This is a genomic window from Prevotella dentalis DSM 3688 (assembly GCF_000242335.1).
In the GTDB taxonomy this organism is placed as follows: Bacteria; Bacteroidota; Bacteroidia; order Bacteroidales; family Bacteroidaceae; genus Prevotella; species Prevotella seregens.
This window is the reverse complement of the sequence record NC_019960.1, coordinates 384,858-411,044: the sequence shown is the minus strand read 5'-3', so window position 1 is coordinate 411,044 and position 26,187 is coordinate 384,858. Positions and strand designations below refer to the sequence as shown.

Here is a 26,187-nt window from a genome sequence, read left to right as displayed (position 1 = left end):
AGATGAAGAAGTTTTCCTTGCTCATAGCCCTGCCCGCAGGGCTTCTGCTGGCCTCGGCATGTGGCGGAGAAGGAGGAGTTGACGAGGAACCCACAACCCCCGTAACGCCAACAACTCCCACGACACCGTCGGTACAGGCCAACGCCAATGCCAATCCGGCCACGCCGTCAGAATACCGACGGCTGGAAATGCCAGCCTTGCACCGTGGCTCCGACACCGTCCTCGTTCACAAGACAGCGGACGGCATGGTGAACTACATCACGGAATGGGACTTCCAGAAGCGTGCCCAGCGGTGGAGTTGCTACATCCTTACCCAAGAACTGCTCAAGCAAAACACCCAGCGTTACACGAGCGACGACAACCAATATCCGCAGGATCCGCTCATCGACGCCTCCCTGCAGTGGAGCGAAGACCCTTACTACAGCAACGGGCAACGGTTCGACCACGGCCACATCTGCCCCTCAGCCGACAGGCTGAACTCCTCAGAGGCCAACTACCAAACGTTCTTCCTGACCAACATGCAGCCGCAATTCAATGCCTTCAACGCCGGTCTCTGGGCCAGGATGGAGGCCAAAGTGCGCGCCATGGCCAAGACTTGCGACACGCTCTACGTCTGCAAGGGAGGAACGATAGACGGAGGAACGTTCGGCGGATACAACAAGGTGTACCATACACTGGCCAACGGACTGCTCGTGCCACGCTATTTCTTCATGGCCCTGCTGCGGGTGAACGGCGGCAATTATTCGGCCGTGGCCCTGTGGACCGACCAGATTACCAACAGCAAGGACAGCGGAAGCAGCCTGTCACGGTATGCCATTTCAATAGACGAACTGGAGGAACGAACGGGTATCGACTTCTTCTGCAACCTGCCCGACGCCACAGAAGACACGGTGGAGAAGACTTTCTACTCCACCGTTTCATGGGGACTGAACTAAGCACAGTCCCTAAAATTTCTCACGATACTTGGCTTCTTCCTTGTCCTTGAGCATGCCCAGGTAGCTCTCATAGCGCGAGAGGGCGATGTGATGGTTCTCCACAGCCTGGAGCACGGCGCAGCCAGGCTCGTGGGTATGCGTGCAATTGCTGAAACGGCACTCCTGTGAAAACTGGAATATCTCCTTGAAATAACTCGTGATTTCTTCCGGCTCCATGTCGAAAGTACCGAATCCTTTGATACCCGGCGTGTCGATAAGATAGCCGCCATCCGGCACATCGAGCATCTCGGAAAAGGTTGTAGTGTGCATGCCCACGTCGTGGGCCTCGCTGATTTCGGCCACGCGGGCATGTGCATCGGGTATCAGGAGGTTGAGCAAAGTGGACTTGCCCACCCCAGAATTGCCGCTGAGCAGCGTCACCTTGTCGCGCAGCAGCGGGCACAATTCCCCCACCCCGCTGCCGTCGGCCGCACAAATCACGCGACATTCATAGCCTATTGCCTCGTAGAGGCCGACCATCATCGACTGGCAGCGAAGCTCTTCTTCGTTCAGCAAATCGTTCTTGTTGAATATCAATACCACCGGCACCCGATAGGCTTCGGCCGATGCCAGGAAGCGGTCTACAAAGGTTGTGGAGGTCTGCGGATGGCTCACGGTGACCAGAAGAAAGGCCTGATCCACGTTGGCCGCCAGGATATGGCTCTGCTTGGAGAGGTTCTGCGACTTGCGGATAATGTAGTTCCGCCGGTCTTCTATCTCGGTGATAAAGGCCGTTCCCTCCTCGTTGACCACTATCTTTACCCGGTCGCCCACGGCCACGGGATTGGTGCTGCGGATGCCCTTGAGCCGGAAATTGCCCTTGATCTTGCTCTCGACCATCCGCCCCCCGTCGGTCTTCACCGTGTACCAATAGCCTGTATTCTTGACAACGATCCCTTTCATCTGTCCATAGATGGCCGGGAGTTAAAGGAGTTAAGGAGTTAGGGAGTTAAGACACATGGCCCTTTGCGGTGAGCAATACTTATGTCTTAACTCCCTAACTCCTTAACTCCCTAACTCCTCCATCACATTATACGGTCATGATTTCTTTCTGCTTGTTGGCCAGTATGCCGTCAATCTCCTTGATATACTTGTCGTGCAGTTTCTGCAAGTCGGCCTCGGCATCCTTCTCCAAGTCCTCCGACAAGCCGTCCTTGACGGCTTTCTTCAGCTTGTCCTTGAAGTCGGCGCGGATGTTGCGCACCTGCACCTTGGTAGCTTCTCCCGTCTTGTTACACTGTTTCACCAGCTCCTTGCGCCGCTCCTCGGTGGGCTGCGGCAGGTGGAGAATCACCATCTCGCCATTGTTTTCCGGCGTAACGCCCACCTCGCTATCCATGATACCTTTCTCAATGTCACGAATCTGCTTGCGGTCCCAGGGCCGGATGGTGATGGTACGGGCGTCGGGCACAGCCAGGTTGGCCACCTGATTCAGAGGCACCATCTGCCCATAGGCGTTCACGCGAACGCCGTCAAGGATGGCCACATTGGCGCGGCCGGCGCGGATGCGCGCCAGCTCTTCCTCCAAATAGTCGGAAGCCTTTCTCATCTTGTCCTCGGCATCCTTCAGGGTTTTCTTTACGTCTATCATATCTTTTTCTTTTGTTAAATTTACGGTGTACAAATATAGAGATTTATTTAGAAACGTGCAAGCACTGCGTTGGCTTTTTCCTTCAGCCGGCATAAATTTCTGCAGCCATCAGCCGCATGGCCTCTTCGAGACAACGGGTGTCGGTCTCGTCGAACGCACAGGGCGTCCGACTGTCGATGTCGAGCACCCCGACGGGCTCGCCCCCCGGCCGGAACACAGGCACCACAATCTCCGAACGCGACAAGCTGCTACAGGCAATGTGGCCGGGAAACAGCTCCACGTCGGGCACCACGAGCGTGCGCCGCTCGGCAAAGGCCGTGCCGCACACCCCTCGCCCCACGGGAATGGCATAGCATGCCGGCGGCCCTTGGAACGGGCCAAGGCGCAGGGGCTGCCCCGATTCCTGCTGCATGTAGAAACCCGTCCAGAAGAAACGGTCGGACGCCTGGTGGATGGCGGCCGCCACATTGGCCAGCACACTGGTCTCGTTGGTCTCTCCTCGCACGAGTTCGGCCAGCTGCTTCAGCAGCAAGGCATAGGCACCCGCCTTGTCGGTCATGCTTCGTCTCCTTTCCGCCGGGCCTGTTCCTCGGCAATCCAGTTGGTCAGCCCCACAAACTCGGCTATGGAGAGTTGCTCCGGCCTACGCGTCATCATGTCGCGGGCAAAGAAGTCGGGGCCGGGCATCGACGCCTTGGAGAAGAACTGACGCAGCGACACCCGCAGCATCTTGCGCCGCTGGTTGAACACGGTTTTCACCACCCGCCTGAACAGCGTCTCGTCGCATCCCAGCGACGTGACGGCGTTGCGCGTCATGCGAATGACGGCGCTCTTCACCTTGGGAGGCGGGTTGAACACGTCCTCGTCCACGGTAAACAGATACTCCACATCGTACCAAGCCTGGACGAGCACACTCAAAATGCCATACGCCTTGGTACCCGGCGCAGAGGCCATGCGCTGTGCCACCTCCCGCTGAATCATGCCCGTGCAGCAAGGAATAAGGTCTTTGTTGTCGAGCATCTTGAAGAATATCTGCGAGGAAATGTCGTAGGGATAGTTGCCGGTGAGCACAAACGGCTGTCCGTCGAAAAGGCGGGCGAGGTCCATGCGCAGGAAATCCTCACCAATGATGCGGTCTCGCAGTTGGGGGTAGGCCTCGTGCAGATACCTCACGCTCTCGCTGTCGATCTCCACCGCCCGCACTTCCCGCGGCTTCTGCACCAGGTATTGGGTGAGCACGCCCATGCCCGGCCCGATCTCAAGAACGGGAATACCGGGGCAGGCGTCCACCGTGTCGGCGATGCGCCGGGCTATGTTCAAATCGGTCAGGAAGTGCTGGCCCAGGTTCTTCTTCGGCTTGACTTGCTTCATTTTGTTTGAATAAGCGCCAGGGCTGCGGAGTGCAGCCGCTACGTAGGCGCAAAAATACGAAAAATAAATCACAACCCACGTTTCGCGGCCCATATTTCTACCCTGCCGCGCCAAAAGGCCCCGGCGACCGGCCCATGCGTCCATGGCCGGCCGCCGGACGCGCAGGGGCAGGGCCGCCAACCCGGGGCATGGCGGGGGCCAAAGCCGCACGGCCGGGGGATGCCGGGCTGCCCGCAGTACCATTGCGCCGCAAACGCGTGGCCTTTGCGCCGTAAACGCATCGCGTTTACGGCGCAATCGGGGGCCCATTACAGTGCAAACGCAAGGCCATCAGGGCGTTGCCGCACGGTGCTTGCGGCCGACACTCCGCTTCGGCCGCAAGCAACCAAGCCCCGAGCAGCCGCCCGACCTGCATCCGTACCCGCCCGCACACAACGCAAACAGCGGGAACCGGCGTTGGCCGATTCCCGCTGTCTATATGAAATAAACTACTTTTTTTACTTGAAAGTGACCGTTACTTGCGGCCTTCCACCATCTTGTCCATGATGAGAGCCAGTGCAGAAGCACCGATGAAAGCAACAATCGTAACTGTGATAAACGAAATCATACTCATAATCTTTTTCCTTTCCTTAATTTATTCTTCTTTGTTATCCTTAAAGGCACCGCCCGATGCGGTTGCCATCGTCTGAAAATATCTTTTTCCTTTCGACGTTGCAAAGGTACGAAGAAACACTGTGCACGCAAACAATTATGGCTTCCAACTCTGCTTTTACCCCGTTTTATTGACTAAAATCAAACGGTTTGACCCATGTCAAGCCGTTTGGCGGGAAAACAAAAGCATGTAAAAATCGGGCAATTCCTTTGCCGTTCGCCCGATTTCCACTATCTTTGTCTCTCGAATGGAGACGAAAAAGACCATCAACAACCTGCTGAAGATAGCCCTGTCCCTGCTTCTGGGCGGCGCCATCCTCTACTGGATGTACCGCGGCTTCGACTTCCGGCGCATCGAGCACGTGCTACGCCACGAGATGAACTGGGCGTGGATGCTGCTCTCTTTCCCTTTCGGCATCCTGGCCCAGGCCTTTCGGGGCTGGCGGTGGCGGCAGACGCTGGAGCCCGTGGGCGAGCATCCGCGCGCGTCGACGGCGGTCTACTCCGTCTTTCTCTCCTACGCCACAAGTCTTGTGGTGCCGCGTGTGGGCGAGTTTGCACGTTGCGGCGTGCTGCGTCGGTGGGACGGCGTGTCGTTTCCCAAGGCCCTGGGCACGGTGGTCACCGAGCGGGCCATCGACTCGCTGCTCGTGATGGCCATCATCGGGCTCACGTTTCTGTCACAGTTTGCCGTGTTCGACAAGTTCTTCCAGACCACCGGCACGCGCGTAGACCAGATTCTGGCCGGCTTCTCCTCGGCCGGATGGCTGGTCACGGGCATCTGCGGCGTGGCCGTGCTGGTGCTGGTTTATTTCCTGTTGCGCCGCATGTCTATATATAATAAGGTGAAAGACATGTTCCGCGGACTGCTCCAAGGCATCGGCTCGGTGAGGCACATCAGCAACGTGCCCCTCTTTGTGTTCTTCACCTTGGCCATCTGGGGCTGCTACTTCATGCACTACTATCTCACCTTCTTCTGCTTCGAGGCCACGGCTCACCTCGGCTTTGCCTGTGCCGTGGTGACTTTCATCGTGGGCTCCATTGCCGTGGTAGTGCCCACGCCCAACGGGGCGGGACCCTGGCATTTCGCCGTCAAGACCATGCTCATGCTCTATGGCGTAGCCTCCACCGACGCCCTTTTCTTCGTGCTCATCGTGCACAGCATACAGACGCTGCTCGTCGTTCTGCTGGGTGTCTACGCCTGGCTGGCCCTGTCGTTCAGCAGGAAACGGGTGCGGCCTCTCCCATCAGCGAGAACCAACAACAGATCATCCTTTAACTTTTAAATTGAACCGAATATGAGTGCAATCAGCAATCTGAAGCCGGAAGCCATCTGGCGCAACTTCGATGCCCTGACCCAGATTCCCCGTCCGTCGGGCCACATGGAAAAGGTGCAGCAGTTTCTACTCGACTTTGCCCGGCAAGCGGGGGTGGAAGCCTTCGTCGACCCTGCCGGAAACGTCGTGATGCGCAAGCCCGCCACCCCGGGATACGAGAACCGCAAGACGGTGCTGCTGCAGGCTCACATGGACATGGTGCCGCAGAAATCGCCCGAGAGTACCCACAATTTCGAGACCGACCCCATCGAAACCTACGTCGAAGACGGGTGGGTGCACGCCAAAGGCACCACGCTCGGCTCTGACGACGGCATCGGCGTGGCCGCCATCATGGGTATCATGGAGGCCAAGGACCTGAAGCACGGGCCCGTGGAGGGACTCATCACCCGCGACGAAGAGACCGGCATGTACGGGGCCAACGAGCTGCCCGAGGGTGAGCTCAACGGCGACATCCTGATAAACCTCGACTCCGAGACCTGGGGCAAGTTTGTCATTGGCTCGGCCGGCGGACTGGACGTAACGGCCACACTGGGCTACCAAGAGGTGGACAACGACCAGGAGACTGCCGTCAAGGTGACGCTCAAGGGGCTGCGCGGCGGCCACTCGGGGCTGGAAATCAACGAGGGCCGCGCCAATGCCAACAAGGAAATGGTGCGTCTCGTGCGCAAGGCCATCGCCACACTGGGTGCGAGACTGGCCTCATGGGAGGGCGGCAACATGCGCAACGCCATCCCGTTCAAGGCCGAGGTGGTGCTGGCCCTGCCCCAAGCCAGCGTCGAGGGACTGAAGAAGCTGGTCGAAGCACAGCGGCAGGCCATCGAGGACGAGTATAAAACCATCGAGTCGGGCGTGGAATTCTTCTGCGAACCGGCCGAGAAACCCGCCACTCTGCTGCCCGCAGAGATTCAGGACAACCTTGTGGATGCCATCTATGCCTGCCACAACGGCGTGGTGCGCATGATTCCCGTCTACCCCGACGTGGTGGAAACGTCGAGCAATCTGGCCATCATCAACATCGGCGGAGGCCAGGCTGCCATCAAGATTCTGGCCCGCTCCAGCCGCGAGGACATGAAAGAGGTGGTGGCCACCCAGCTGGAAAGCTGCTTCAGCATGGCCGGCATGAAGGTGGAATTCAGCGGCAGTTATGGCGGCTGGGACCCCAACCCGGACAGCGAAATCCTGAAAATGCTCCAGAAGATCTACCGCGAGCAGACCGGCCAGGAGGCCCTCGTGCAGGTGGATCACGCCGGTCTGGAGTGCTCCATCATCCTCGACAAGTATCCCCATCTCGACGTGGTGAGCCTCGGGCCCACGCTTCGCAGTCCGCACACCACGAGCGAACGCTTTGAGATTGCCACGGCCGAGCCTTTCTGGCGGCTGCTCACCCAGGCCCTCGAAGAGGTGCCCGAGAAGTAAACCGACACGGTAATCCGCCCCCGTCGGGCGGTTTGTGTCAAAACGGCAACCGTGATTTTAAATGTAGGGACGCACCTTGTGTGCGTCCCTACATGGCTTTATTTTCAGACACACAGGGCGCATATCCATACGGTTTGGCCACAAATCCGGGTTTTGATATACCTGCTTTTTGTGTGGTTTGTCCGCGTCCGAGCCCTGCGCCGACACAGCCCACGCACCTCTGTAGCGGCCCGCCAATATGCTTTTTTACGTTAAAATGCTTGCCGAAAAGGAATTTTAACCGTATATTTGCATACTATTCAAGGCTTACGGCGGCCGCCGGCCGCCTCCCAATAGGTTTTTCAGAAGATTCCAATGGCTCGGCAACCACTTATGAACGCATTATCCAACCATTCCCTGCGCCGCGGCGTCATCGTTCCATTACTTGCTTTTACGTTGCTTGGCGGCGGTGCATACGGCTACGCCGGCAGCCCGTCGGCAGACATATTCGGCCTTTTCCATTCCAAGAAAAAGAAAGCAGCCCCCCCTCCGGCCTCCCCCTACAAACAGCTTACAGGGCGCGACTCCGTGGCCATGGCGGGAGTTATGAACGTGATTCAGAAAGGAGACACCTTCTTTCTGGAGCTTCCCGTGAAGTACATGGGCCGGCCGTTCCTGGTCAGCAACAAGCTGCAGCGCGTACCCAAAGAGCTCAACGAGGCAGGGGTGAACAAGGGCATCAACTACGAGAACCAGCTGATTCGCTTCGAGTGGGACAAGGCCGGCAAGCGCATCCTGCTGCGTCAGCAACGGATTACACCCGAAGCCCCCGACGGGTCGGCCGTGCTCCAGTCGGTAAGAGACAACTATATCGACCCGCTGATTGCCTCGCTGAAGGTCGAGCAGACGGCCCCCGACTCGTCTACGGTCATCATTAAGGTCAACAATCTGTTCAACGGGCAGCGCAATTGCCTGAACGACGTGTTCAATCTCATCAACATCGGCACCTCGCCCGACAGTGAGCTCTCGCGCATTCTCTCGGTGAAAGCGTTCGACAACAGCGTGGTGGCCACGTCGGAACTCACCACCGTGGTGCACGAGGACAAGTCGAAGGTCAACGTGTCGGTCGTGGTGTCGTCGTCAATCACCCTGCTTCCCGAGCAGGAGATGGCGCGGCGGCAGGAAGACTGGCGCGTGGGCTACTTCACGACAACGCGCACCCAGTTCGACGATCGCCAGCAACAGGTGAAGAAAACCAACTACATCACCCGATGGCGGCTGGAGCCCCGCGACACCGCGGCCTACCTGCGCGGCGAGTTGGTGGAGCCCGTCAAGCCCATCGTGTTCTATATCGACCAGGCCGTGCCGGGCCACCTGCGCCCCTATATCAAGCAGGGCATCACAGATTGGAACGCCGCTTTCGAGCAGGCGGGCTTCAAAAATGCCGTGCAGGCGCGCGACTTCACCGACAGTCTCTACCATGACGGCGACGACCTGAAGTATTCGGTGCTCACCTACGACGCCTCGGAGAAAGCCAATGCCATGGGCCCCTCGGTGCTCGATCCGCGCACGGGCGAGATACTCGAGGCCGACATCATCTGGTGGCACAACGTGCAGTCGCTCATCCGCGAGTGGATTATGGTGCAGACCGCCGCCACCGATCCCCGGGCGCGCACACTGCAACTGCCCGACGAGCTCATTGGCGACGCCGTACGCTTCGTGGCCTGCCACGAGGTGGGACACTCGCTCGGGCTGCGCCACAACATGATTGCCTCGGCGGCCTATCCCACTGATTCGCTGCGCTCGCGTAGCTTTACCGACCGCGTGGGCGGCACGTCGGCCTCCATCATGGACTATGCCCGCTTCAACTATGTGGCCCAGCCCGGCGACGGCGTGCGGGTGATGAGCCCGCACATCGGAGCCTACGACAAGATGGCCATCGAGTGGGGCTACCGCTGGTACCCTGTCGGCACCGATGAACGGGCGGCTCTTGACGCCTATCTGCGCGCCCACAATGGCCGCGAATACCGATACAGCGAGGCTCAGCCGCAGCGCAGCGCCATCGACCCCCGCGCCTTGAGCGAAGACCTTGGCGACGACCCCGTGAAGTCGGCACGCTACGGCATAGCCAACCTGAAACGTGTCATGCCCCATCTGGTAGACTGGACACGCACCGGCGAGCCCGGCCAGACCTACGACGAAGCCTCGGCCTACTATGCGGCTGTGGTGTCGCAATGGCGGTTGTTTCTCTATCACGTGCTGGCCAACGTGGGCGGCATGAACCTTGAACGGCCCACCATCGACGACGGCAAGCCGGCCTATACCTTTGTAAATAAAGGCCGGCAACGCGAGGCCCTGCAGTTCCTGCTCGACGAGGTGCTGGGCTATCCGCGCTGGCTCTTCGACACGCCACTGTCACGAAAGATACTGATTCAGCGCACCACCCCCAACGGCACAGAGGAGCAGGAACCTGCCTACCTGCTGAAAAACCAGCAGAACTACATCCTCTGGGACCTGCTGGACAACGCCCGGCTGGTGAGGATGTACGAGAATGAAATGCAGAACGGCAAGGCCGCTTTCGCTCCTGTGGAGATGATGGACATGCTGCACCGCCATATTTTCCGCACCACAATGGGCGGCAAAAATCCCGACGTGATGGAGCGTAGCCTGCAAAAGAGCTTCGTAGATGCGCTCATCACCGCCGCCAACGCGGGGGAGGGCGTGAAAATCAACAAGCATCTTGACACGCCATCGCTCTCCAGCGGACAGCGCACGGTGGAGCTCACCAGCAGCCAGGTGACCCGCAACAGCGACGCCATCAGCCTCAAACGCGGCGAGCTACTGCGCATACAGCAACTCCTGCGGGCACACAAGGCAGGCGCGGCACTGGATGCACGCATGCACTACGACGACATCCTGCTGCGCATACAGACGGCCCTGAGCCACGAATAAACAACCCTCATTACCCACTCACATCATCAACGACAGATGAAAAAGATACTTTTCTTTCTGCTCCTGCTGATATGCTGCCAGCAGTTGGCAGCCCAGGAACGCACCGTCACCGGCAGGATTTTGGACGGAGGGCTTCAGAATGAGCCGCTCATCGGGGCCACCATTGCCATCGGCGACGGGAAACTGCAGAACGGTACCGTGACCGACTACAATGGCGATTTCACCCTCAAAGTGCCGCAAGGAACCCAGACTCTCACCGTTCGCTACCTGGGATACGAGACGGGCAAACTGACGCTCGTCGACGGTACAGACCACTATCAGCTCACGCTGAAACCCGAGGCCCACAACATTGGCGAGGTGGTGGTGACCGGTTATCAGAAGATAGACCGCCGCAAACTCACCGCAGCCGTCTCCACACTGAGCATTTCGGACGAGGCCGTGGGCGCGGTGAAGAACATCGACCAAGCTCTCGCCGGACAGATTGCGGGCCTCTCCACCCTCTCGACCACGGGGGCCCCGGGTGCCCCGGTCAAGATTCGCATCCGCGGAACAGCCTCCATCAACGGCACGCAGGAGCCGCTGTGGGTGCTCGACGGCATCCCGCTCGAGGGCACAGACATCCCCAATATCGACAACCTGAACGACGTGGATGACATCTATCAGACCTCCATCGCCGGACTCAACCCGTCGGACATCGAAAACATCACCGTGCTGAAAGATGCCGCCGCCACGGCCATCTACGGTGCACGCGCGGCCAATGGCGTCATCGTCATCACGTCCAAGAGAGGCAAGGAGAGCCGCCCCATCGTCAATTTCAACACACGCCTCACCTACAGTCCCAAGGTAAACATTGACCGATTGAACCTGCTCAACGCCACAGAAAAGGTGGACTTGGAGCTCGCCCTCCTGGCCGGCAACTACACTTACCGGCAACACAAGGGCGGTGTGGCCAACATTCTGGATCGGCTGGGCGAGTTCAACGCTTTCCAAAATGGCGGCTGGGATGCGCTGTCGGCCACGGCACAGCAGCAAATCAATAGCCTGCGCAGCATCAATACCGACTGGAACGACATTCTCTTCCGCGACGTTTTCAACCAGGAATACAACACTTCCATATCGGGTGGAAGCGACCGTGCGAGCTACTATGCCTCGGTGGGTTACTACGACGAGCAGGGCATCGTGGAAGGTGTGGAGAACAACCGCTACAACATGACGCTGAAAGGCACCTTCAAAGTGAACAAGATGCTCACCCTCGGAGCCAGTATCTTTGCCAACCAACGCAAGCAGCAGAGCTTCCTGACAGACGCCGGAGGCTTCACCAATCCGATGTACTACTCGCGCGAGGCCAACCCCTACTTCCAGCCTTATGCCGCAGACGGCAGCTACAACTACGACACCAACGTGCAAGGCCGAGAAAGCAACGCTCCCAATTTCAACATTTTCGAGGAACGCGAGAACACCAGCCGCCGTCGCCGCGACCGCTCGCTCATGGGTATTGTCGATGCCGAACTGAAAATCAATTCCGACTTCAAACTGACCTCACAACTGGGTTATCAGTTCGACAACTACAGTCTGCGACGCTACCAGGGGCAGGACAGCTACGCCATGCGCAAGGAGAAAGAATATGCCACCTACATGGCTGCCGACGGCACGCAGAAGACCATCTTCCCTGAAGGAGGGGCCAGCAAGACCACCGACTTCTATCGGCGGCAGTGGCTCTGGAAAGCCATGGCCGAGTACAACCACCGTTTTGCCAAGTACCACGACGTGGAGTTGATGCTCGGTACAGAGATTCGCCACAACAGTTCGGAGTCGGTATCGTCCAACGCCTACGGCTACGATGCCCGCACGCTGACCACACAGCCCGTGGTCTTCCCGTCGGAAAGCATTGCCGAGCAATACCCCCTGCACCAGGAAACACACCAGGAAAACGCCTACGTGAGCTGGTATGCCACTGGCTCCTACACCTATCACTATCGCTATACGCTGGGAGCCAGCGTGCGCTTCGACGGCAGCGACGTGTTCGGTGTGGCCAAGAAGTACCGCTATCTGCCCCTTTACTCCGTCAGCGGATTGTGGCGGGTGTCGGAAGAAACGTGGATGAAGCCCCTTACTTGGGTCAGCGATCTGCGGCTGCGTGCGTCCTACGGCCTGCAGGGCAACATCGACAAGAGCACGTCGCCCTACCTCATCGGCATCATCGACAAGACCTCCATCCTGGGCAAGAGCGAGACTGTCATCGCCGCCGAGACGGCTCCCAACCCCGACCTGAAGTGGGAGAAGACCGACAATGTGAACCTTGGTCTGGAGACCGCTTTCCTCAACGACCGCATCCGGTTCAGCGTGGACTATTACCATCGGCACAGTTCCGACCTCATCGGCATGCGTATGCTACCGCTCGAGACCGGCTTCTCATCGACCACTATCAACTGGGCCAGCATGGAGAACCACGGCTGGGAACTCTCGCTCAACACCCGCAACATTGTCGCAAAGGACTTCAGTTGGACCACCAGTCTGAACTTAGGCTTCAACAGCAACAAGATTATCAACGAGAGTGTAGCCCAGAATGCCACCTACCCCAGCCGCGAGGGGTATCCTGTTGGGGCCCTCTTCGCCTACAAGACGGCAGGTCTCGACAGCGAGGGCTATCCGCTCTTCGTGGCTGCCGACGGTTCCAAAGTGTCGGCCACAGAGTTCCTGAAGCTCAACCGCTACGGGGCCAGCCAGCTCACTGCCGAGGAGCAGCGGGCGCAATATACTTATATGGGCACCACCGATCCCAAGTGTTCCGGCGGCCTCATCAACAATCTGGAGTATAAAAACTGGCAGCTGGGCATCAACTTTATGTTCAATCTGGGCATGAAAGTGCGCGTGCAACCCAGCTACTCGCCCACCTATTTCGACCGCGGTCTCAATACCAACCGCGACATTCTGAACCGCTGGACAGCCGCCAATCCCAACGGCACGCTGGCCGCACTCATGGTGAGCTCTGCCCAGCGCGTGGCCGAATACACACGCTATGCCGAGTACAACACCTACAGCATGCTCGACATCTGGGTGCGCAACAACAGCTATTGTCGTCTGCAAAGTCTGCGGCTGGGCTACAAACTGCCCAAGGCATGGCTGGCAAAACTGGGCATCAGCAGTGCGTCGCTGAGCCTCGAGGGCCGCAACCTGCTGGTTGTAGCCAGCAACTACGACAACTATCTCGACCCGGAAACGATGGGCAACCCTTTCGCACAACCCGTGGCCAAGAGCTATATTTTCGGACTGAACATCAACTTCTGACATACAGCACACATCCAACGACATGCAAAAGATGAAACCATCCATATCTCCACACCAGCTGGCAAACTGCATCCTGCAACTGCTGGGACTGGTTCTCGCGCCGCTGTTGCTCGCTTCGTGCAATGACTTTCTTGACATCACGCCCACCGGACGCGTCATTGCCAAGACGGGTGACGAGTATCGCGCGCTGCTCACCTACGAGTACAAGTACTTCCCTTCCGACCGTGCCATCACTACAGTAAGGAGCGATGAGATGACCTTGACCCCGGGCTTCACCTCCGATCTCGACTATGCCACTTACTTCGATCTGTGGCGTTGGAACGACGACGCCCCGGCCACGACGACGACATACTTCGGTTGGCGTCGGTATTATCACGCCATCTATATTGCCAATTACATCATCGAGCACCAACAAGACATTGCCAATACCACGAAAGAGCAGGTGGAACAACTCGTAGGCGAAAGCTATATGATGCGTGCTTATTGCCACTTCCTGCTGGCCAATCTCTATGCCGCGCCCTACACGCACAGCACTCCTGAAACCACGAGAGGCGTTCCTTTGCTGCTCGAGGCCGATGTGAACGCCGTGCCCCGCAGCAGCAGTCTCAAGGCCGTCTACGACCAGGTTCTAGCCGACATCGCCGAGGCCGGGAAGCATCTCAACGTGCAAACTTGGGAAACTGGCCTCAACTATCGGTTCAATACCACGTCGGCCCAGTGCCTGCTGGCCCGCGTTTGTCTTTACATGGGCGACTGGCAGGGGGCGCTCAACGCCGCCGATTCGGTGGTCAAAGTCCATCCGGCACTCGAGGATCTCACCGGTACCGACGCTACATTGCCCAATCGTTATGACTCCAAGGAAAGCATTGTGGCTCTGGAAACAATGATGGACGGGAAGTATATCCTCATTGGCCGGCCGACCGAGACCCTCATCAGCCTCTACCGCTCGGGCGATCAGCGTCGCACGGCTTTCTATCGTCGTGTCACCACCAGCACCTCAACGCTCCTCAAGGGCGGCAGCGAACAGTTCAATTGCACGTTCCGTTCTTCCGAGTTCTACCTCACGGCCGCCGAGGCTGCAGCCCGCATGGGGCAGCGTGAACTGGCCATCAGCTATCTCTCGCAGCTCATGCAGAAGCGTTACAACACCCGCACTTACGCCACATATCTGGCTAATGCCGAAGCGATGGACAACGAAACGCTGGTCAAGGAAATCGTAGACGAACGCACCCGCGAGCTGGCTTTTGAGGGCCACAGATGGTTCGACCTGCGCCGTACTACGATGCCCGGGCTCTCGAAGACCTATCAGAACGACACCTACAAACTCGACAGCCTGGACGCACGCTATACTCTACGCTTCCCCACCGAGGCCGTCGAAGCCAACCCCGGAATAGAATTGTGGCAATAAGGCCACGGTATCTTCACCACCATATATTCATCATTATTATTTAAAAAGGTAAGAGCTATGAGAAAATTATTACTCGCTGCGGCCGTCTTCACGGCTACTGCCCTCCAGGCCCAGACCTGGAACTCCCCTGCTGCATGGACAAAAAGTCTCACGCCCGTAGACAAAGCCGATCAGCTCGGCGACACCCACACCACCGTTGGTGCCGATGGAGCTGTCTTCACCACAGGCACCTATAACCAGGATCTCACGTTTGGCAAGTCGACACTCGTCAACGATGACAAGATTACATCGGCTTATGTGGCCAAGTACAACGCCGACGGCTCTGAGGCATGGATGGCCGGACTGCTCGGCATGTCGGTCATCCGCACACTCGATACCGACAATGAGGGCAACCTTTACGTAGCCGGCAACCTGGCCGACAAGGTGACTTTCTACTCGGCCGACGGCAACAACCAGGTGGCTCAAGGCATCGAAGGCGTCACCGTTCCCTCTGCAGCGTTCGTCGCCAAATACGACAAGGATGGCAATCTGAAAGCCTTGCGCACCATCATTCCCGTGGCCGACGCCACCGTAAGTGGCTCCGGTCTGTACTCCCCGGAAGCCGGAGACCTGTACTTCACCCCCGCCAAGCTTATAGTTTCGGCTGGTAAAGTGTACATCTCTGCCAGCTACACGGGTGACCTCACCCTCGATAACCTGAAATGGGAAGGCCGTTATCTGAACGTGTTCGACTTCATGTATTCCGACATTGAAAGTGTGGGCATCCTCTCGCTGAACGCCAGCAACCTCGGCGATGCCGCCTCCGTGGCCAACCTGCAGACTAAGGACGACCTCATTTCGGTGCAGCAAAATCCGGAATCGGTATGCTTCACGGTAGACGGCAACACCGTCTACGCCGGTTTTGTAGGCAAGGGCACAGAGACCCTCACCACCCCGACAGGCACCACAGAGCTCGTCATGCAGCTGCCTAATGACGAGACAGGAAATGTGGAGCACGCTTTCATCTTGGCCAAAATCAATGCTGCCGCCACCAATGCCAAGGTATTCCATGTGGCCATGCACGACCGTAGCTATGGCACCGACAAGGTAAGGGCCATGGCTCTCGACGGTGGAAAGCTCTATGTGGCCGGCTCGTTCTACAACCAGCTCGGCTTCGACACCAACAAAACCTCCACAGGCTGCGCCGACCTCTTCGTGGCCAACCTAAACCCGGATGACTTCCATGTGAACTGGGCGGCCGCCGACGGCTACGACGAGGGCGATGTGTCCAAGAACGAAGAAGCCCTCCATGCCATGCTCGTGAACAACGGCAAGGTGTTCCTGGCCGGTGTGGACCGCACCAAGACAGGGCATGTTACCAACCACGCCCTGACCTACAACGTATCGGCCGACGGTGTTCTCACACCGGCCGACAACGTGGAATACATCTCGCTTGACGACAACGGACGCGGCACCGTGGCCGCCATCACTGACAAGGATGCCACCACAACCGTCACCGTCTACACGGCAATTACCGACGGCATCAGCACCGTCGCCACACCGACACTCGCCAACGACCGTATCTATACCCTCAGCGGCCAGTACGTGGGTACCGGCATCAAGCTGCCTCACGGCATCTATATCCAGAACGGCAAGAAGATCATCGTGAAGTAAAAAGCAGTCAACCGCACCCCTTTCATGGGCCCCATCTCAAAGATGGGGCCCTTTTTCGTTTATATACCTGGCTCATCCTTGGCAAAGCATCCGCCCATCTCCTTTCCTCAACCCCATTTTAGCAAAATAAAGAGCACGTATATTAACAAAGATTAAATTATAATTAATATTCCTCTGGAAACTTATCGAATCAAAAGAAAGGCGTTACCTTTGCATAGTTTCCAATGGAATACAAGTTGAAATGGCCTTTGAATCAAGGCAAACACGTCTTCAAATCATTGTAAATACGTCTTCAAATGAGTAACAGAAAGGATTTAAAACGACAGGGCAAATGCTTCGCGGAACACATTGCTGCGCTTGGGCGCGGCATCAGCTGGCAGTTGCCCGTCATTGTGGCAGCAGCGTTGGCAAGTCCAACGGCTACCGTTTCCCAATCGACAGCGGCAGCAACCCTGCTGGAAAAAACCGCCTCCCGGCCAGTTGACTACCTCTCCATAGATGCAGCAGTCGGCGCAGCCGTGCAAAACAGCCCGCAAGTCAAGATTGCCGACTGGGAGCACAAGATTGCATCTGCCAACTATCAGCAGACCCATGCCGTGTATCTGCCACAGGTCAGCGTGGGCTACCAAGCTGTTGCAACCAACAATCCGCTCAACGCCTTTGGCTTCTTGCTGCAACAAGGCACGGTCACCGCACAGGATTTTGCCCCTGACCACCTGAACCATCCAGGAGCGACGCAAAACTTCGGAGCATCGATCGACACCCGTGTGCCCCTCCTCAATCTCGACATGACCTATGCCCGCAAGGGCGCCCGGCTACAGCAGGACGTGCTTTTGCACCGTCTAGCCTACACCAAATCCTACCTCACATTCCAGACCCGCAAGGCCTACACGCAGCTGCAATTCGCTTATCGGCTGCGAAACATCCTACGGTCAACACTGGACGACATCAAGCAGATTCAACAATCCGTCGCCCATTTCTACGAGCAGGGGCTGGCCCAACGCTCCGATCTGCTCAACGCCCAGGTACAAGTCAGTGCCATAGAGAGCGCATTGGCCCAGGCAGATAGCAACATTGAGAATGCCTCACAAGCACTTCACCTGCTCATGGGCCACGACTCCAGCGAGACGCAACTCTACGTCGTGGACTCATTGGCACAAGTTTTCGGGGGCACTGCCCCAACGACACTGTCGTCCCTGCGTCCGGATCTCATGGCCATGGGCACAGCCGTCAGGGCTTCACGCATGATGGAGAAGTCAACTGTCATGGCCCTGCTCCCGAAGATAAATGCCTTTGGAAGCTACCAACTGAACGACTCCAAGGCGTTCGGATTCCACAAAGACTCGTATCTTGCCGGCATCTCCCTCACCTGGAATCTCTTCTCGGGCTATCAGAACATGGGCAAAATTCGGGGCGCCCGTCTCACCACATCCAAGCTGCAGCAAGAGATGAAGCTGCTGACAGACGAAAGCCGGCTGCAAATAGACAAAGCCACCCGCGAGCTCAGGGATCGCCAAATCGAAATCAACAAGCACCAATCCTGCGTTGCACAAGCCGACGAAGCCCTGCGCATCCTCAACAATCGCTATCATGAGGGACTCTCAAGCACCACCGACTGCCTCTCGGCCCAGGCCCAACTTTCGCAACAACGCATGGCCCTCGCCCAGGCCGTCATGGCTTACAACATCACCAAATACCATCTGGAGCTCCTCACCTCCGACCACTAACTCATCAAAAAAGCAACATCCATATGAAATTTCACCATCTCTTCATGGCTGCCACACTCGCCGCGCTGACCTCGTGTTCCGAGCGAAACCCGCAGTCATCCACCGAAACGCCCATCCGTGTACGCACCTATTTCCCCGCCATCAGCCACGAGGGCGAGTTGCTCGTCAGTGGAACGGTGTCGGCCCGACAGACAGCTGTCATCAGTACTAAGGTAATGGGCAGCATCGAGAAAATCCATATCAGGCAGGGCGACCACGTGCGCCAAGGCCAGACCTTGGCCACCATCAACAGCGGCGACCTCAAGGCCAAGGAGGCGCAAGCCCAAGCCATGATTGCCGAGGCAAGGGCCGCGGCCCACGATGCAGAGAAAGACCACCAGCGTTACCAGACCCTCCACACCCAAAAGAGTGTCTCCGACAAGGAGTTGGAGAACGTGGCCCTGCGTGCAGCATCGGCCCGAGCCCGGCTGCAAATGGCACGCCAGGGGCTGAACGAGGTGCGGGCCATGCTCGCTTATGCCCGCATCCGCGCACCTTTTTCGGGCACCGTGACCCAGAAAATGGTAGACGAGGGAACCATTGCCAACCCCGGAATGCCCTTGCTGGCCATCGAGCAATCGGGCGAACTCAACGTTACGGCTGCCATTCCAGAGAGCTACATCACCCGGGTGAAACCAGGCGACAAGGTTCGCGTGGAGGTCAAAGCCGCGGGATTGACGGCAGACGGCACCGTGAGCGAGCTGAGTCCGTCGGCGGCAATGACCGGCGGACAGTATGCCATGAAAGTGTCGATTCCGCAAGTAGACCGACAAAAACTGCGGGCGGGCATGTATGCCGGCGTACGCCTGGCGGGCAAAAGCTCGTCTGACGGCACGGCCCAGATATGGATTAACCGGTCTTCCGTCGTCACGAAAGACCAGCTCACTGGGGTCTATGTCGTGGGCAACGACAATCGGGCCGTGCTCCACTGGGTTCGTCTGGGGCAGGCGTCGGGCGACCGTCAGGCGGTGCTCTCCGGCCTGAAGCCGGACGACCGCATCATCGAAGCCGGCCATGCACGGCTCTACAACGGACAGAAAGTCTCATTTGCCAACTAAACACGCCACTATGGAACAAGGAATTTCTGGAAGAATAGCCAAGGCATTCATCACCTCCAAGCTCAGCGTGCTCTTGGTATTTGCGTTTCTTCTGCTGGGTTTGTTCAGCATTTACTTCATCCCGCGCGAGGAGGAGCCACAGATAGAAGTGCCCATGGCCGACATCATGGTTAGCTATCCCGGTGCCTCGCCCCAGGAGGTGGAGTCGGCTCTGATACGTCCCATGGAGAAGATGCTGTCCAACATCAAGGGCGTGGAGCACGTCTACTCCACCGCCATGAACGGCCAAGGCATGCTCACGGTGCAGTTCTTGGTAGGCGAAGACACCGAACGCTCGCTCGTCAAGCTCTACGATGAGCTCATGAAAAACATGGATCGCATGCCCCAGGGAGCCACGATGCCGCTGGTTAAATCGAGAACCATCGACGACGTGCCGGCCCTCAGCTTCACCCTGTGGAGCGACTCCATGGATGGTTACGCCCTGCGACAGGTCGCCGAAGTGGTGGCCAACGAAATCAAGAAGACACCCGACGTGGCACAGGTCAAGCTGATTGGCGGCCAGAGCCGCCAAATCAGGGTGCTGCCCGACAAGGGCAAGATGGCGGGCAGCGGGGTCGACATGGGTGTCGTGGCCCAAGCCCTGGAGGGTAACAATGTCCAGATGGAGAGCGGCCGGCTGCTCCATGCCGACCAAATCTACACGGTGCAGACCGGCAACTTCCTGGCCAACAAGGACGAGATTGGCCAGCTTATCGTGGGTTCCAACCAAGGGCAGCCCGTCTATCTGCATCAGATTGCCAGCATCGAGGACGGTGCCGAGAATCCCAGACAGTACGTGTCGTTCAGCTACGGAGCGGCCGACAGTCTGCGCACAGCCCACCCTGACGACTATACGGCCGTGACCATCGCCGTGGCCAAGACCCAAGGCGCGGACGCCATGACGCTGGCCGACCAGCTGACCGGCAAGATGGAGCGGCTCAAACAGACCGTCATCACCGATGACATACAGGTGGACGTCACCCGAAACTACGGCGAAACGGCCTCGCACAAGGTGTCCGAACTGCTGCTCCACCTCCTGATAGCCATCGTGGCCGTGACGCTCTTCGTGATGCTGGCCATGGGTTGGCGCGGTGGCCTGGTGGTGTTTCTCTCGGTGCCCGTCACCTTTGCGCTGACACTGTTTGCCTATTATTTCCTGGGCTACACGCTGAACCGCATCACGCTGTTTGCCCTGGTCTTCGTCACGGGCATCGTCGTGGACGACTCCATCGTCATTGCCGAGAACATGCACCGGCACTTCAAGTCGCGCCGCCTGTCGCCTCTCCGGGCAGCCATTTTCGCCATCGACGAGGTGGGCAACCCCACCATTCTGGCCACGCTGACCGTCATTGCCGCCGTGCTGCCCATGGCATTCGTATCGGGCATGATGGGGCCCTACATGAGTCCGATGCCCATTGGCGCCGCCATCGCCATGACTTTCTCGCTGCTCGTCGCCCTGACACTGACACCCTACTTCGGTTACAAGTTCCTGAGATTCAAGGAGCGGGGAGAGGAGCAGCCAGAGGATGCCGATGACACACAGCCGCGCCACACCCGTATCTACGCTCTCTACGGCAAGGTCATCAGTCCTTTTCTCGAGAGCCGCCGCCGCCGATGGGCCTTCATGCTGGTGCTCACAGCCGTACTCTTGGGCTCGTTCGCGCTGTTCTTCACCAAGTCGGTGCCGGTCAAGATGCTGCCTTTCGACAACAAGAACGAGTTCCAGATTGTCGTTGACATGCCCGAGGGCACTACATTGGAGCGCACGGCCGCCGTGGCCCGCGAACTGGGGCTCTGCGTGGGCCGCCATCCCATGGTGCGCAGCTACCAGACCTATGCGGGCACCTCTGCGCCCATCAGCTTCAACGGGCTCATTCGCCACTACGATTACCGGGCCGGAGACAACGTGGCCGACATTCAGGTGAACCTCGTGGACAAGGGCCGCCGCAGCCTGCAAAGCCACGACATTGCCAAGTCCATGCGCCCTTCGCTGCAAGCCATCGGCCGCAAGCATGGAGCAAACGTCAAGGTCGTTGAGGTGCCGCCCGGCCCACCAGTCATGTCCACCCTCGTGGCCGAGATCTACGGCCCCGATCTTCAGCAGCAGATACAGGTGGCCAGCCAGGTGAAAGACCTGCTGCAAGCCACGCCCCATGTGGTCGATGTGGACTGGAGCATAGAGGCCGACCAGCCCGAATACCGCTTCGTGGTGGACAAGGACAAGGCCATGAAGCTGGGCATTGCCGAAGCCCAGGTGGTGCGGCTGCTGCGTGGAGCCCTCTCGGGCATGCCGGCAGGCATCCTGCACCAGCCCTCCAGCGTGGAGCCAGTGGGCATCGTGCTGCAGCTGCCCGAACAGGAGCGGGCCGGCCTTGAAGACCTGCTGGCCCTAAAAGTGACGGGCGCAAGGGGCATGGGCGTGCCTGTTGGCGACCTCGTGAAGGTGGTGCCCACGGTGCGCGACAAGAGCATCTCGCGCAAGGATCAGCGGCAAGTGGTCTACGTCATGGCCGACGTGGCCGGCCCACTGGAAAGTCCCATCTACGCCATGGCCGACGTTTCCGACCGCCTCGCACAGGTGAAGCTGCCCGCGGGCTATGAGCTGCAGGAGACGTACACCAAGGAATTGGGCAACGAAGACCAGTTCTCGCTCAAGTGGGACGGCGAGTGGCAAATCACGCTGGAGGTGTTTCGCGACCTGGGGCTGGCCTTCCTTCTCGTGCTCATCATCATCTACATCCTCATTGTGGCCTGGTTCCAGAGCTTCACCACGCCGCTGGTCCAGCTGTCGGCCATCCCGCTGTCGCTCATCGGCATCGTTTTGGGGCACTGGATGATGGGGGCCTACTTCAGCGCGCCCTCGATGATTGGGTTCATTGCGCTGGCCGGCATCATGGTGCGCAACTCCATTCTGCTCATCGACTTCATCGACCTGCGGCTCGCTGCGGGCGTTGGCTTGAAACAGGCCATCATCGAGGCTGGGGCCGTGCGCACCACGCCCATCCTGCTCACAGCCGGCGGCGTGGTCATCGGGGCCGTCGTCATCCTCTTCGATCCCATCTTCCAAGGGCTGGCCATCTCGCTCATCGGCGGTACGATCACCTCTACCGTGCTCACGCTGATAGTGGTTCCACTGCTCTATTACAAGCAGAAGAAGCGCCACGCATAGCCCCTCCTCCATCTGCATGTGGGCCGTGTCCCAACCACCGGGACACGGCCCTCGTCGTGCCGTTCCACCCCATCCTGCACGCCATTCCACCGCAAACGGCCAAAAAACCACCAAAAGACTTGGCTTTGCAAGTTATTTTATTTAACTTTGCAGACACAAAATCAAAATTCTATTTATGGACGATTATCCGGCGGAAGACCAAGAATGTTAGCGTGAGGATACGGCTCTGCGAGCTCATCTCCACGGAAACTCTTTGATCAAGGAGATGAACAGCAATGAGAACATACTGGAATATTGAGAAGAACCTGAAGGCCATTCCCGAATGGCAACCCAATTGCTGGATTCAGGTGACTTGCCCTACGGACGAAGACCAGCTCGAACTGGTCGAGCGATACAACATCCCCGATTACTTCTTCAGCGACATCAGCGATACCGATGAGCGTGCGCGCTACGAGTACGACGACGGCTGGATGCTCATCATCCTGCGTATTCCCTACGTCAAGGAGATACGCAGCCGCACGCCTTACTCCACCGTTCCGCTGGGCATCATCCACAAACGCGACGTCACCATCACCGTCTGTTTCTACGAAACTAACATGATGATTGATTTCGTGAGCTTCCAGCAGAAGCGCGGCGAGGGCTTCACCGACTATGTGGACATGATTTTCCGCCTCTTTCTCTCCAGCGCCGTATGGTATCTGAAGCGGCTGAAGCAAATCAACGCCCTCATCGAGAAAGCCAAGCACAACCTTGACCACGAGGTGAACAACGAGAGCCTCATCGGCCTCTCACGGCTGCAGGACTCGCTTACCTACTTCATCACCTCCATCCGCGGCAACGAAAACCTGCTCCAAAAACTGAAATTCAAGCTGCAGGTGGACGAGTTGGACGCCGACCTCATCGAGGACGTGAACATTGAAATGACGCAGGCCCGCGAGACGACCAGCATCTACTCCGACATTCTGGAGTCGACAATGGACACCTATTCCAGTATCATCAACAACAACATGAACACCGTGATGCGCACGCTCACCTCGGTGACCATCATCATGATGTCGGCCACATTCATCGCCTCACTCTACGGCATGAACCTCGTGAACGGTATGGAGACCAGTCCGTGGGGCTTCAGCGTGGCCCTCGTCATCTCGTTCCTGGTGAGCGCACTCTGCTGGATCATCCTGCGTCACAAGCGGTTGTTGTAGGCCGCCGACCGTGTGCCACAGTGAATAATCTTGCCGGAAAAACCTAAAAAAACGCCAAATCGTTAGGTCTTTACGTTTTTTTTATCTAAGTTTGCACACTATAATTGAATCAAGCGAACGCCATTTCGGCCTGTTGGAAGCCCCGCAGTACGGCCGACATGGCACAGACAATCCGAATCATCAACTTAAAACAGTGAAATGATGGACTCTCAAGAGAACGCCCTGCAGCAGGGAATGGTAGAAGACGAGCAGAAGGCGGCCGAGCCTACTGCTGAAGTACAGAACGCGCAGACAGAGCCCACGGCACCGACAGAGCCAGTAGCCGAGGAGCCCGCAGCCGAGCCCCGCAAGGTCTACGGCTCCAAGCAGGAAGTGCTCGACCGCGTCAAAGAGATTGCCGCCAGCGTGGACAATCCCGACAAAGAAGAGGTGGAGCACCTCAAGTCGCTGTTCTACAGACTTCACGTGGCCGAGCGCGACCAGCAGCAAAAGGAGTATCTGGAGGCCGGGGGCGACCCCGAACACTACCAGGTGACGCCCGACGAGGCCGAAGAAACATTCAAGGCCGAGATGCAGATCATCAAAGAGAAGCGCGCCAAAGCGTTCCAGGAGCAGGAAGCCGAAAAGGAAGCCAACCTGAAGCGCAAGCTCGAAATCATCGACCAGATCAAGGGCATGGCCACCTCGCCCGAGGAAGCCAACAAGTCGTACAACGAGTTCAAGGCCCTGCAGCAGGAGTTCAAGGAGTTGAAAGCCGTGCCCGCCGAAAAGGCCAACGAGGTGTGGCGCACTTATCAGCTCTACGTGGAGCAGTATTACGACCTGCTCAATCTGAACCGCGAAGCTCGCGAATACGACTTCAAGAAGAATCTGGAATTCAAGACGCACCTGTGCGAAGAGGCCGAGAAACTCGACCAAGAGCAGGATGTCATCAGCGCTTTCCACCGGCTGCAGGAGCTCCACGCACGCTATCGCGAGGCCGGCCCCGTGGCCAAGGAGCTGCGCGAACAGATATGGGCACGCTTCAAAGCGGCCAGCACCGTCATCAACAAGAAACACCAGCAACACTTCGAGGCCCTGCGGGCCCGCGAGGAAGAAAACCTGAACAAGAAGACCGCGCTGTGCGAACAGGTGGAGGCCATCGCCCAGGAAGACAACAAAGGCGCTGCCGACTGGGAGCGCCACACCAAGGCCATCATCGCCATTCAGCAGGAGTGGAAGACCATTGGCTTCGCCCCGCACAAGATGAATGTGAAGATTTTCGAGCGTTTCAGGGCCGCATGCGACGGCTTCTTCAGCCGCAAGGCCGAGTTCTTCAAGGACATGAAGAGCCGCTTCGCAGAGAATGCAGCGAAGAAACGCGACCTCGTGGAGCGGGCCAAGGCCCTGAGCGATTCGACCGACTGGAAACAAACCGGCGACAAACTGGTGGCCTTGCAAAAGGAATGGAAGACCGTCGGCACCGTTCCCAAGAAACTCGGCGACCAGCTTTGGAACGAATTTCTCGCGGCATGCAACCACTTTTTCGAGGCCCGCAACAGTGCGCATGCCGGCACACGCAGCGAGGAGCACGCCAATCTGGACAAGAAACGCGGCATCGTGGCACAGCTGAAACAGCTGGCCGAGGACGCTGTCGAGGACGCCCAGGAGAAGGTGCAACAGCTGGTAGACGAGTACAACAAGGTGGGACACGTGCCTTTCAAGGAGAAAGACAAGATCTATAAAGAGTACCACGACGTGCTCGACAAGATTTACAACGACCTGCATGTCTCCGTGGCCCGCCGCCGTCTGGACAACTTCAAGAACAACCTGAAGAACGTGGCGCGCCGCGGCGAGGAGGCCGTCGACAGCGAGCGCGCCCGTCTGATGCGCCGCTACGAGCAGCTCAAGCAGGAGATTGTCACCTACGAGAACAACCTTGGATTCTTCAATGTCTCCAGCAAAAAGGGCAACAGCCTCGTCGACGAGATGAACCGCAAGGTGCAAAGACTCAAGGACGATGCCGAGTTTGTGCGCCAGAAGATCAAGGCCATCGACAGCCAGCCTACGGCCGAAGACGACCAACCGGAAGCCTAATCCCGCCCCACGGGACGCCACCATCATACGGGGCCGCACCAATCGCAGAGCATTGGTGCGGCCCCGTTGCCGTGATGGATGGCCGCGAACACCGTGTCTTGCCGTAGGGGCCGGCCTCTCGGCAATGCCATCATATACCATTCGGGCAACCTTCATATACCACACGCCCCACCCTGCCGGCGCGACGGCCTTTTCATCACGCCGCAAACGCCGCGCGATTGCACCGTTTTCGCAACGTCTTTGCACCGTTTTCGCAG

At 58.1% G+C, this 26,187-nt stretch carries 16 protein-coding genes; 12 read left to right on the top strand and 4 right to left on the bottom strand.

The features are described 5' to 3' along the window. The first annotated feature begins 2 nt into the window (after positions 1-2). Entirely contained in the window at positions 3-935 is a 933-nt protein-coding gene (locus PREDE_RS01655) for a DNA/RNA non-specific endonuclease (RefSeq protein ID WP_005843955.1), read from the top strand. 9 nt (positions 936-944) lie between these two features. Here the strand turns inward: PREDE_RS01655 and rsgA are convergent, their stop codons facing one another. From rsgA to rsmA, 4 genes are all read right to left on the bottom strand, one after another. Then, positions 945-1,877, bottom strand: a complete 933-nt coding sequence (rsgA, locus tag PREDE_RS01650; RefSeq protein ID WP_005843957.1) for a ribosome small subunit-dependent GTPase A — start codon at positions 1,875-1,877, stop codon at positions 945-947. A gap of 127 nt (positions 1,878-2,004) precedes the next feature. Then, complete coding sequence (gene frr, locus PREDE_RS01645; protein ID WP_015298372.1) at positions 2,005-2,565, bottom strand: ribosome recycling factor; 561 nt, start codon at positions 2,563-2,565, stop codon at positions 2,005-2,007. 82 nt (positions 2,566-2,647) lie between these two features. Beyond that, entirely contained in the window at positions 2,648-3,124 is a 477-nt protein-coding gene (locus PREDE_RS01640; RefSeq protein WP_005843961.1) for a GAF domain-containing protein, read from the bottom strand. After that, entirely contained in the window at positions 3,121-3,936 is an 816-nt protein-coding gene (gene rsmA, locus PREDE_RS01635) for a 16S rRNA (adenine(1518)-N(6)/adenine(1519)-N(6))-dimethyltransferase RsmA (protein WP_015298371.1), read from the bottom strand. The genes PREDE_RS01640 and rsmA overlap by 4 nt, the downstream gene beginning before the upstream one ends. 899 nt (positions 3,937-4,835) lie before the next feature. Between rsmA and PREDE_RS01630 the strand changes: the two genes are divergently transcribed. From PREDE_RS01630 to PREDE_RS01580, 11 genes are all read left to right on the top strand, one after another. After that, positions 4,836-5,873: a lysylphosphatidylglycerol synthase transmembrane domain-containing protein gene (locus PREDE_RS01630; protein ID WP_005843964.1), complete on the top strand. Its 1,038-nt coding sequence runs from the start codon at positions 4,836-4,838 to the stop codon at positions 5,871-5,873. A gap of 12 nt (positions 5,874-5,885) precedes the next feature. Further along, positions 5,886-7,340 (top strand): aminoacyl-histidine dipeptidase, encoded by a 1,455-nt coding sequence (locus tag PREDE_RS01625; RefSeq protein ID WP_005843966.1) that lies wholly within the window; start codon positions 5,886-5,888, stop codon positions 7,338-7,340. 372 nt (positions 7,341-7,712) lie between these two features. Further along, positions 7,713-10,271 (top strand): zinc-dependent metalloprotease, encoded by a 2,559-nt coding sequence (locus tag PREDE_RS01620; RefSeq protein WP_005843968.1) that lies wholly within the window; start codon positions 7,713-7,715, stop codon positions 10,269-10,271. Between the two features lie 36 nt (positions 10,272-10,307). After that, complete coding sequence (locus PREDE_RS01615; protein ID WP_005843970.1) at positions 10,308-13,559, top strand: SusC/RagA family TonB-linked outer membrane protein; 3,252 nt, start codon at positions 10,308-10,310, stop codon at positions 13,557-13,559. Between the two features lie 31 nt (positions 13,560-13,590). Then, positions 13,591-14,967, top strand: coding sequence for a RagB/SusD family nutrient uptake outer membrane protein (locus PREDE_RS01610; protein ID WP_407635996.1), 1,377 nt, complete (start codon positions 13,591-13,593; stop codon positions 14,965-14,967). 57 nt (positions 14,968-15,024) lie between these two features. Next, a complete protein-coding gene (locus tag PREDE_RS01605; RefSeq protein WP_005843975.1) occupies positions 15,025-16,620 on the top strand; it encodes a hypothetical protein in 1,596 nt (531 codons plus the stop codon). Positions 16,621-16,916: 296 nt separating this feature from the next. Continuing rightward, on the top strand, positions 16,917-18,347 hold the full coding sequence (locus tag PREDE_RS01600; RefSeq protein WP_005843976.1) for a TolC family protein: 1,431 nt from the start codon (positions 16,917-16,919) through the stop codon (positions 18,345-18,347). 23 nt (positions 18,348-18,370) lie between these two features. Further along, positions 18,371-19,444: an efflux RND transporter periplasmic adaptor subunit gene (locus tag PREDE_RS01595; RefSeq protein ID WP_005843978.1), complete on the top strand. Its 1,074-nt coding sequence runs from the start codon at positions 18,371-18,373 to the stop codon at positions 19,442-19,444. Between the two features lie 10 nt (positions 19,445-19,454). After that, the gene (locus PREDE_RS01590) at positions 19,455-22,652 is read left to right on the top strand and encodes an efflux RND transporter permease subunit (protein WP_005843979.1); all 3,198 of its coding nucleotides are present in this window, start codon (positions 19,455-19,457) and stop codon (positions 22,650-22,652) included. A gap of 275 nt (positions 22,653-22,927) precedes the next feature. Next, positions 22,928-23,854 (top strand): magnesium transporter CorA family protein, encoded by a 927-nt coding sequence (locus PREDE_RS01585; protein ID WP_005843982.1) that lies wholly within the window; start codon positions 22,928-22,930, stop codon positions 23,852-23,854. A gap of 198 nt (positions 23,855-24,052) precedes the next feature. Next, positions 24,053-25,930 carry a DUF349 domain-containing protein gene (locus tag PREDE_RS01580; protein ID WP_005843983.1) on the top strand — a complete coding sequence of 626 codons (1,878 nt, stop codon included), beginning with the start codon at positions 24,053-24,055 and terminating at the stop codon, positions 25,928-25,930. Positions 25,931-26,187 lie beyond the last annotated feature (257 nt).

Coding starts and splice junctions, on each gene's coding strand:
- PREDE_RS01580 (WP_005843983.1), top strand. CDS start 24,053: ATGATGGACTCTCAAGAGAACGCCCTGCAGCAGGGAATGGTAGAAGAC.
- PREDE_RS01585 (WP_005843982.1), top strand. CDS start 22,928: ATGAGAACATACTGGAATATTGAGAAGAACCTGAAGGCCATTCCCGAA.
- rsmA (WP_015298371.1), bottom strand. CDS start 3,936: ATGAAGCAAGTCAAGCCGAAGAAGAACCTGGGCCAGCACTTCCTGACC.
- PREDE_RS01630 (WP_005843964.1), top strand. CDS start 4,836: ATGGAGACGAAAAAGACCATCAACAACCTGCTGAAGATAGCCCTGTCC.
- PREDE_RS01620 (WP_005843968.1), top strand. CDS start 7,713: ATGAACGCATTATCCAACCATTCCCTGCGCCGCGGCGTCATCGTTCCA.
- PREDE_RS01655 (WP_005843955.1), top strand. CDS start 3: ATGAAGAAGTTTTCCTTGCTCATAGCCCTGCCCGCAGGGCTTCTGCTG.
- PREDE_RS01610 (WP_407635996.1), top strand. CDS start 13,591: ATGAAACCATCCATATCTCCACACCAGCTGGCAAACTGCATCCTGCAA.
- PREDE_RS01595 (WP_005843978.1), top strand. CDS start 18,371: ATGAAATTTCACCATCTCTTCATGGCTGCCACACTCGCCGCGCTGACC.
- frr (WP_015298372.1), bottom strand. CDS start 2,565: ATGATAGACGTAAAGAAAACCCTGAAGGATGCCGAGGACAAGATGAGA.
- PREDE_RS01640 (WP_005843961.1), bottom strand. CDS start 3,124: ATGACCGACAAGGCGGGTGCCTATGCCTTGCTGCTGAAGCAGCTGGCC.
- PREDE_RS01615 (WP_005843970.1), top strand. CDS start 10,308: ATGAAAAAGATACTTTTCTTTCTGCTCCTGCTGATATGCTGCCAGCAG.
- PREDE_RS01605 (WP_005843975.1), top strand. CDS start 15,025: ATGAGAAAATTATTACTCGCTGCGGCCGTCTTCACGGCTACTGCCCTC.
- PREDE_RS01625 (WP_005843966.1), top strand. CDS start 5,886: ATGAGTGCAATCAGCAATCTGAAGCCGGAAGCCATCTGGCGCAACTTC.
- PREDE_RS01590 (WP_005843979.1), top strand. CDS start 19,455: ATGGAACAAGGAATTTCTGGAAGAATAGCCAAGGCATTCATCACCTCC.
- PREDE_RS01600 (WP_005843976.1), top strand. CDS start 16,917: ATGAGTAACAGAAAGGATTTAAAACGACAGGGCAAATGCTTCGCGGAA.
- rsgA (WP_005843957.1), bottom strand. CDS start 1,877: ATGAAAGGGATCGTTGTCAAGAATACAGGCTATTGGTACACGGTGAAG.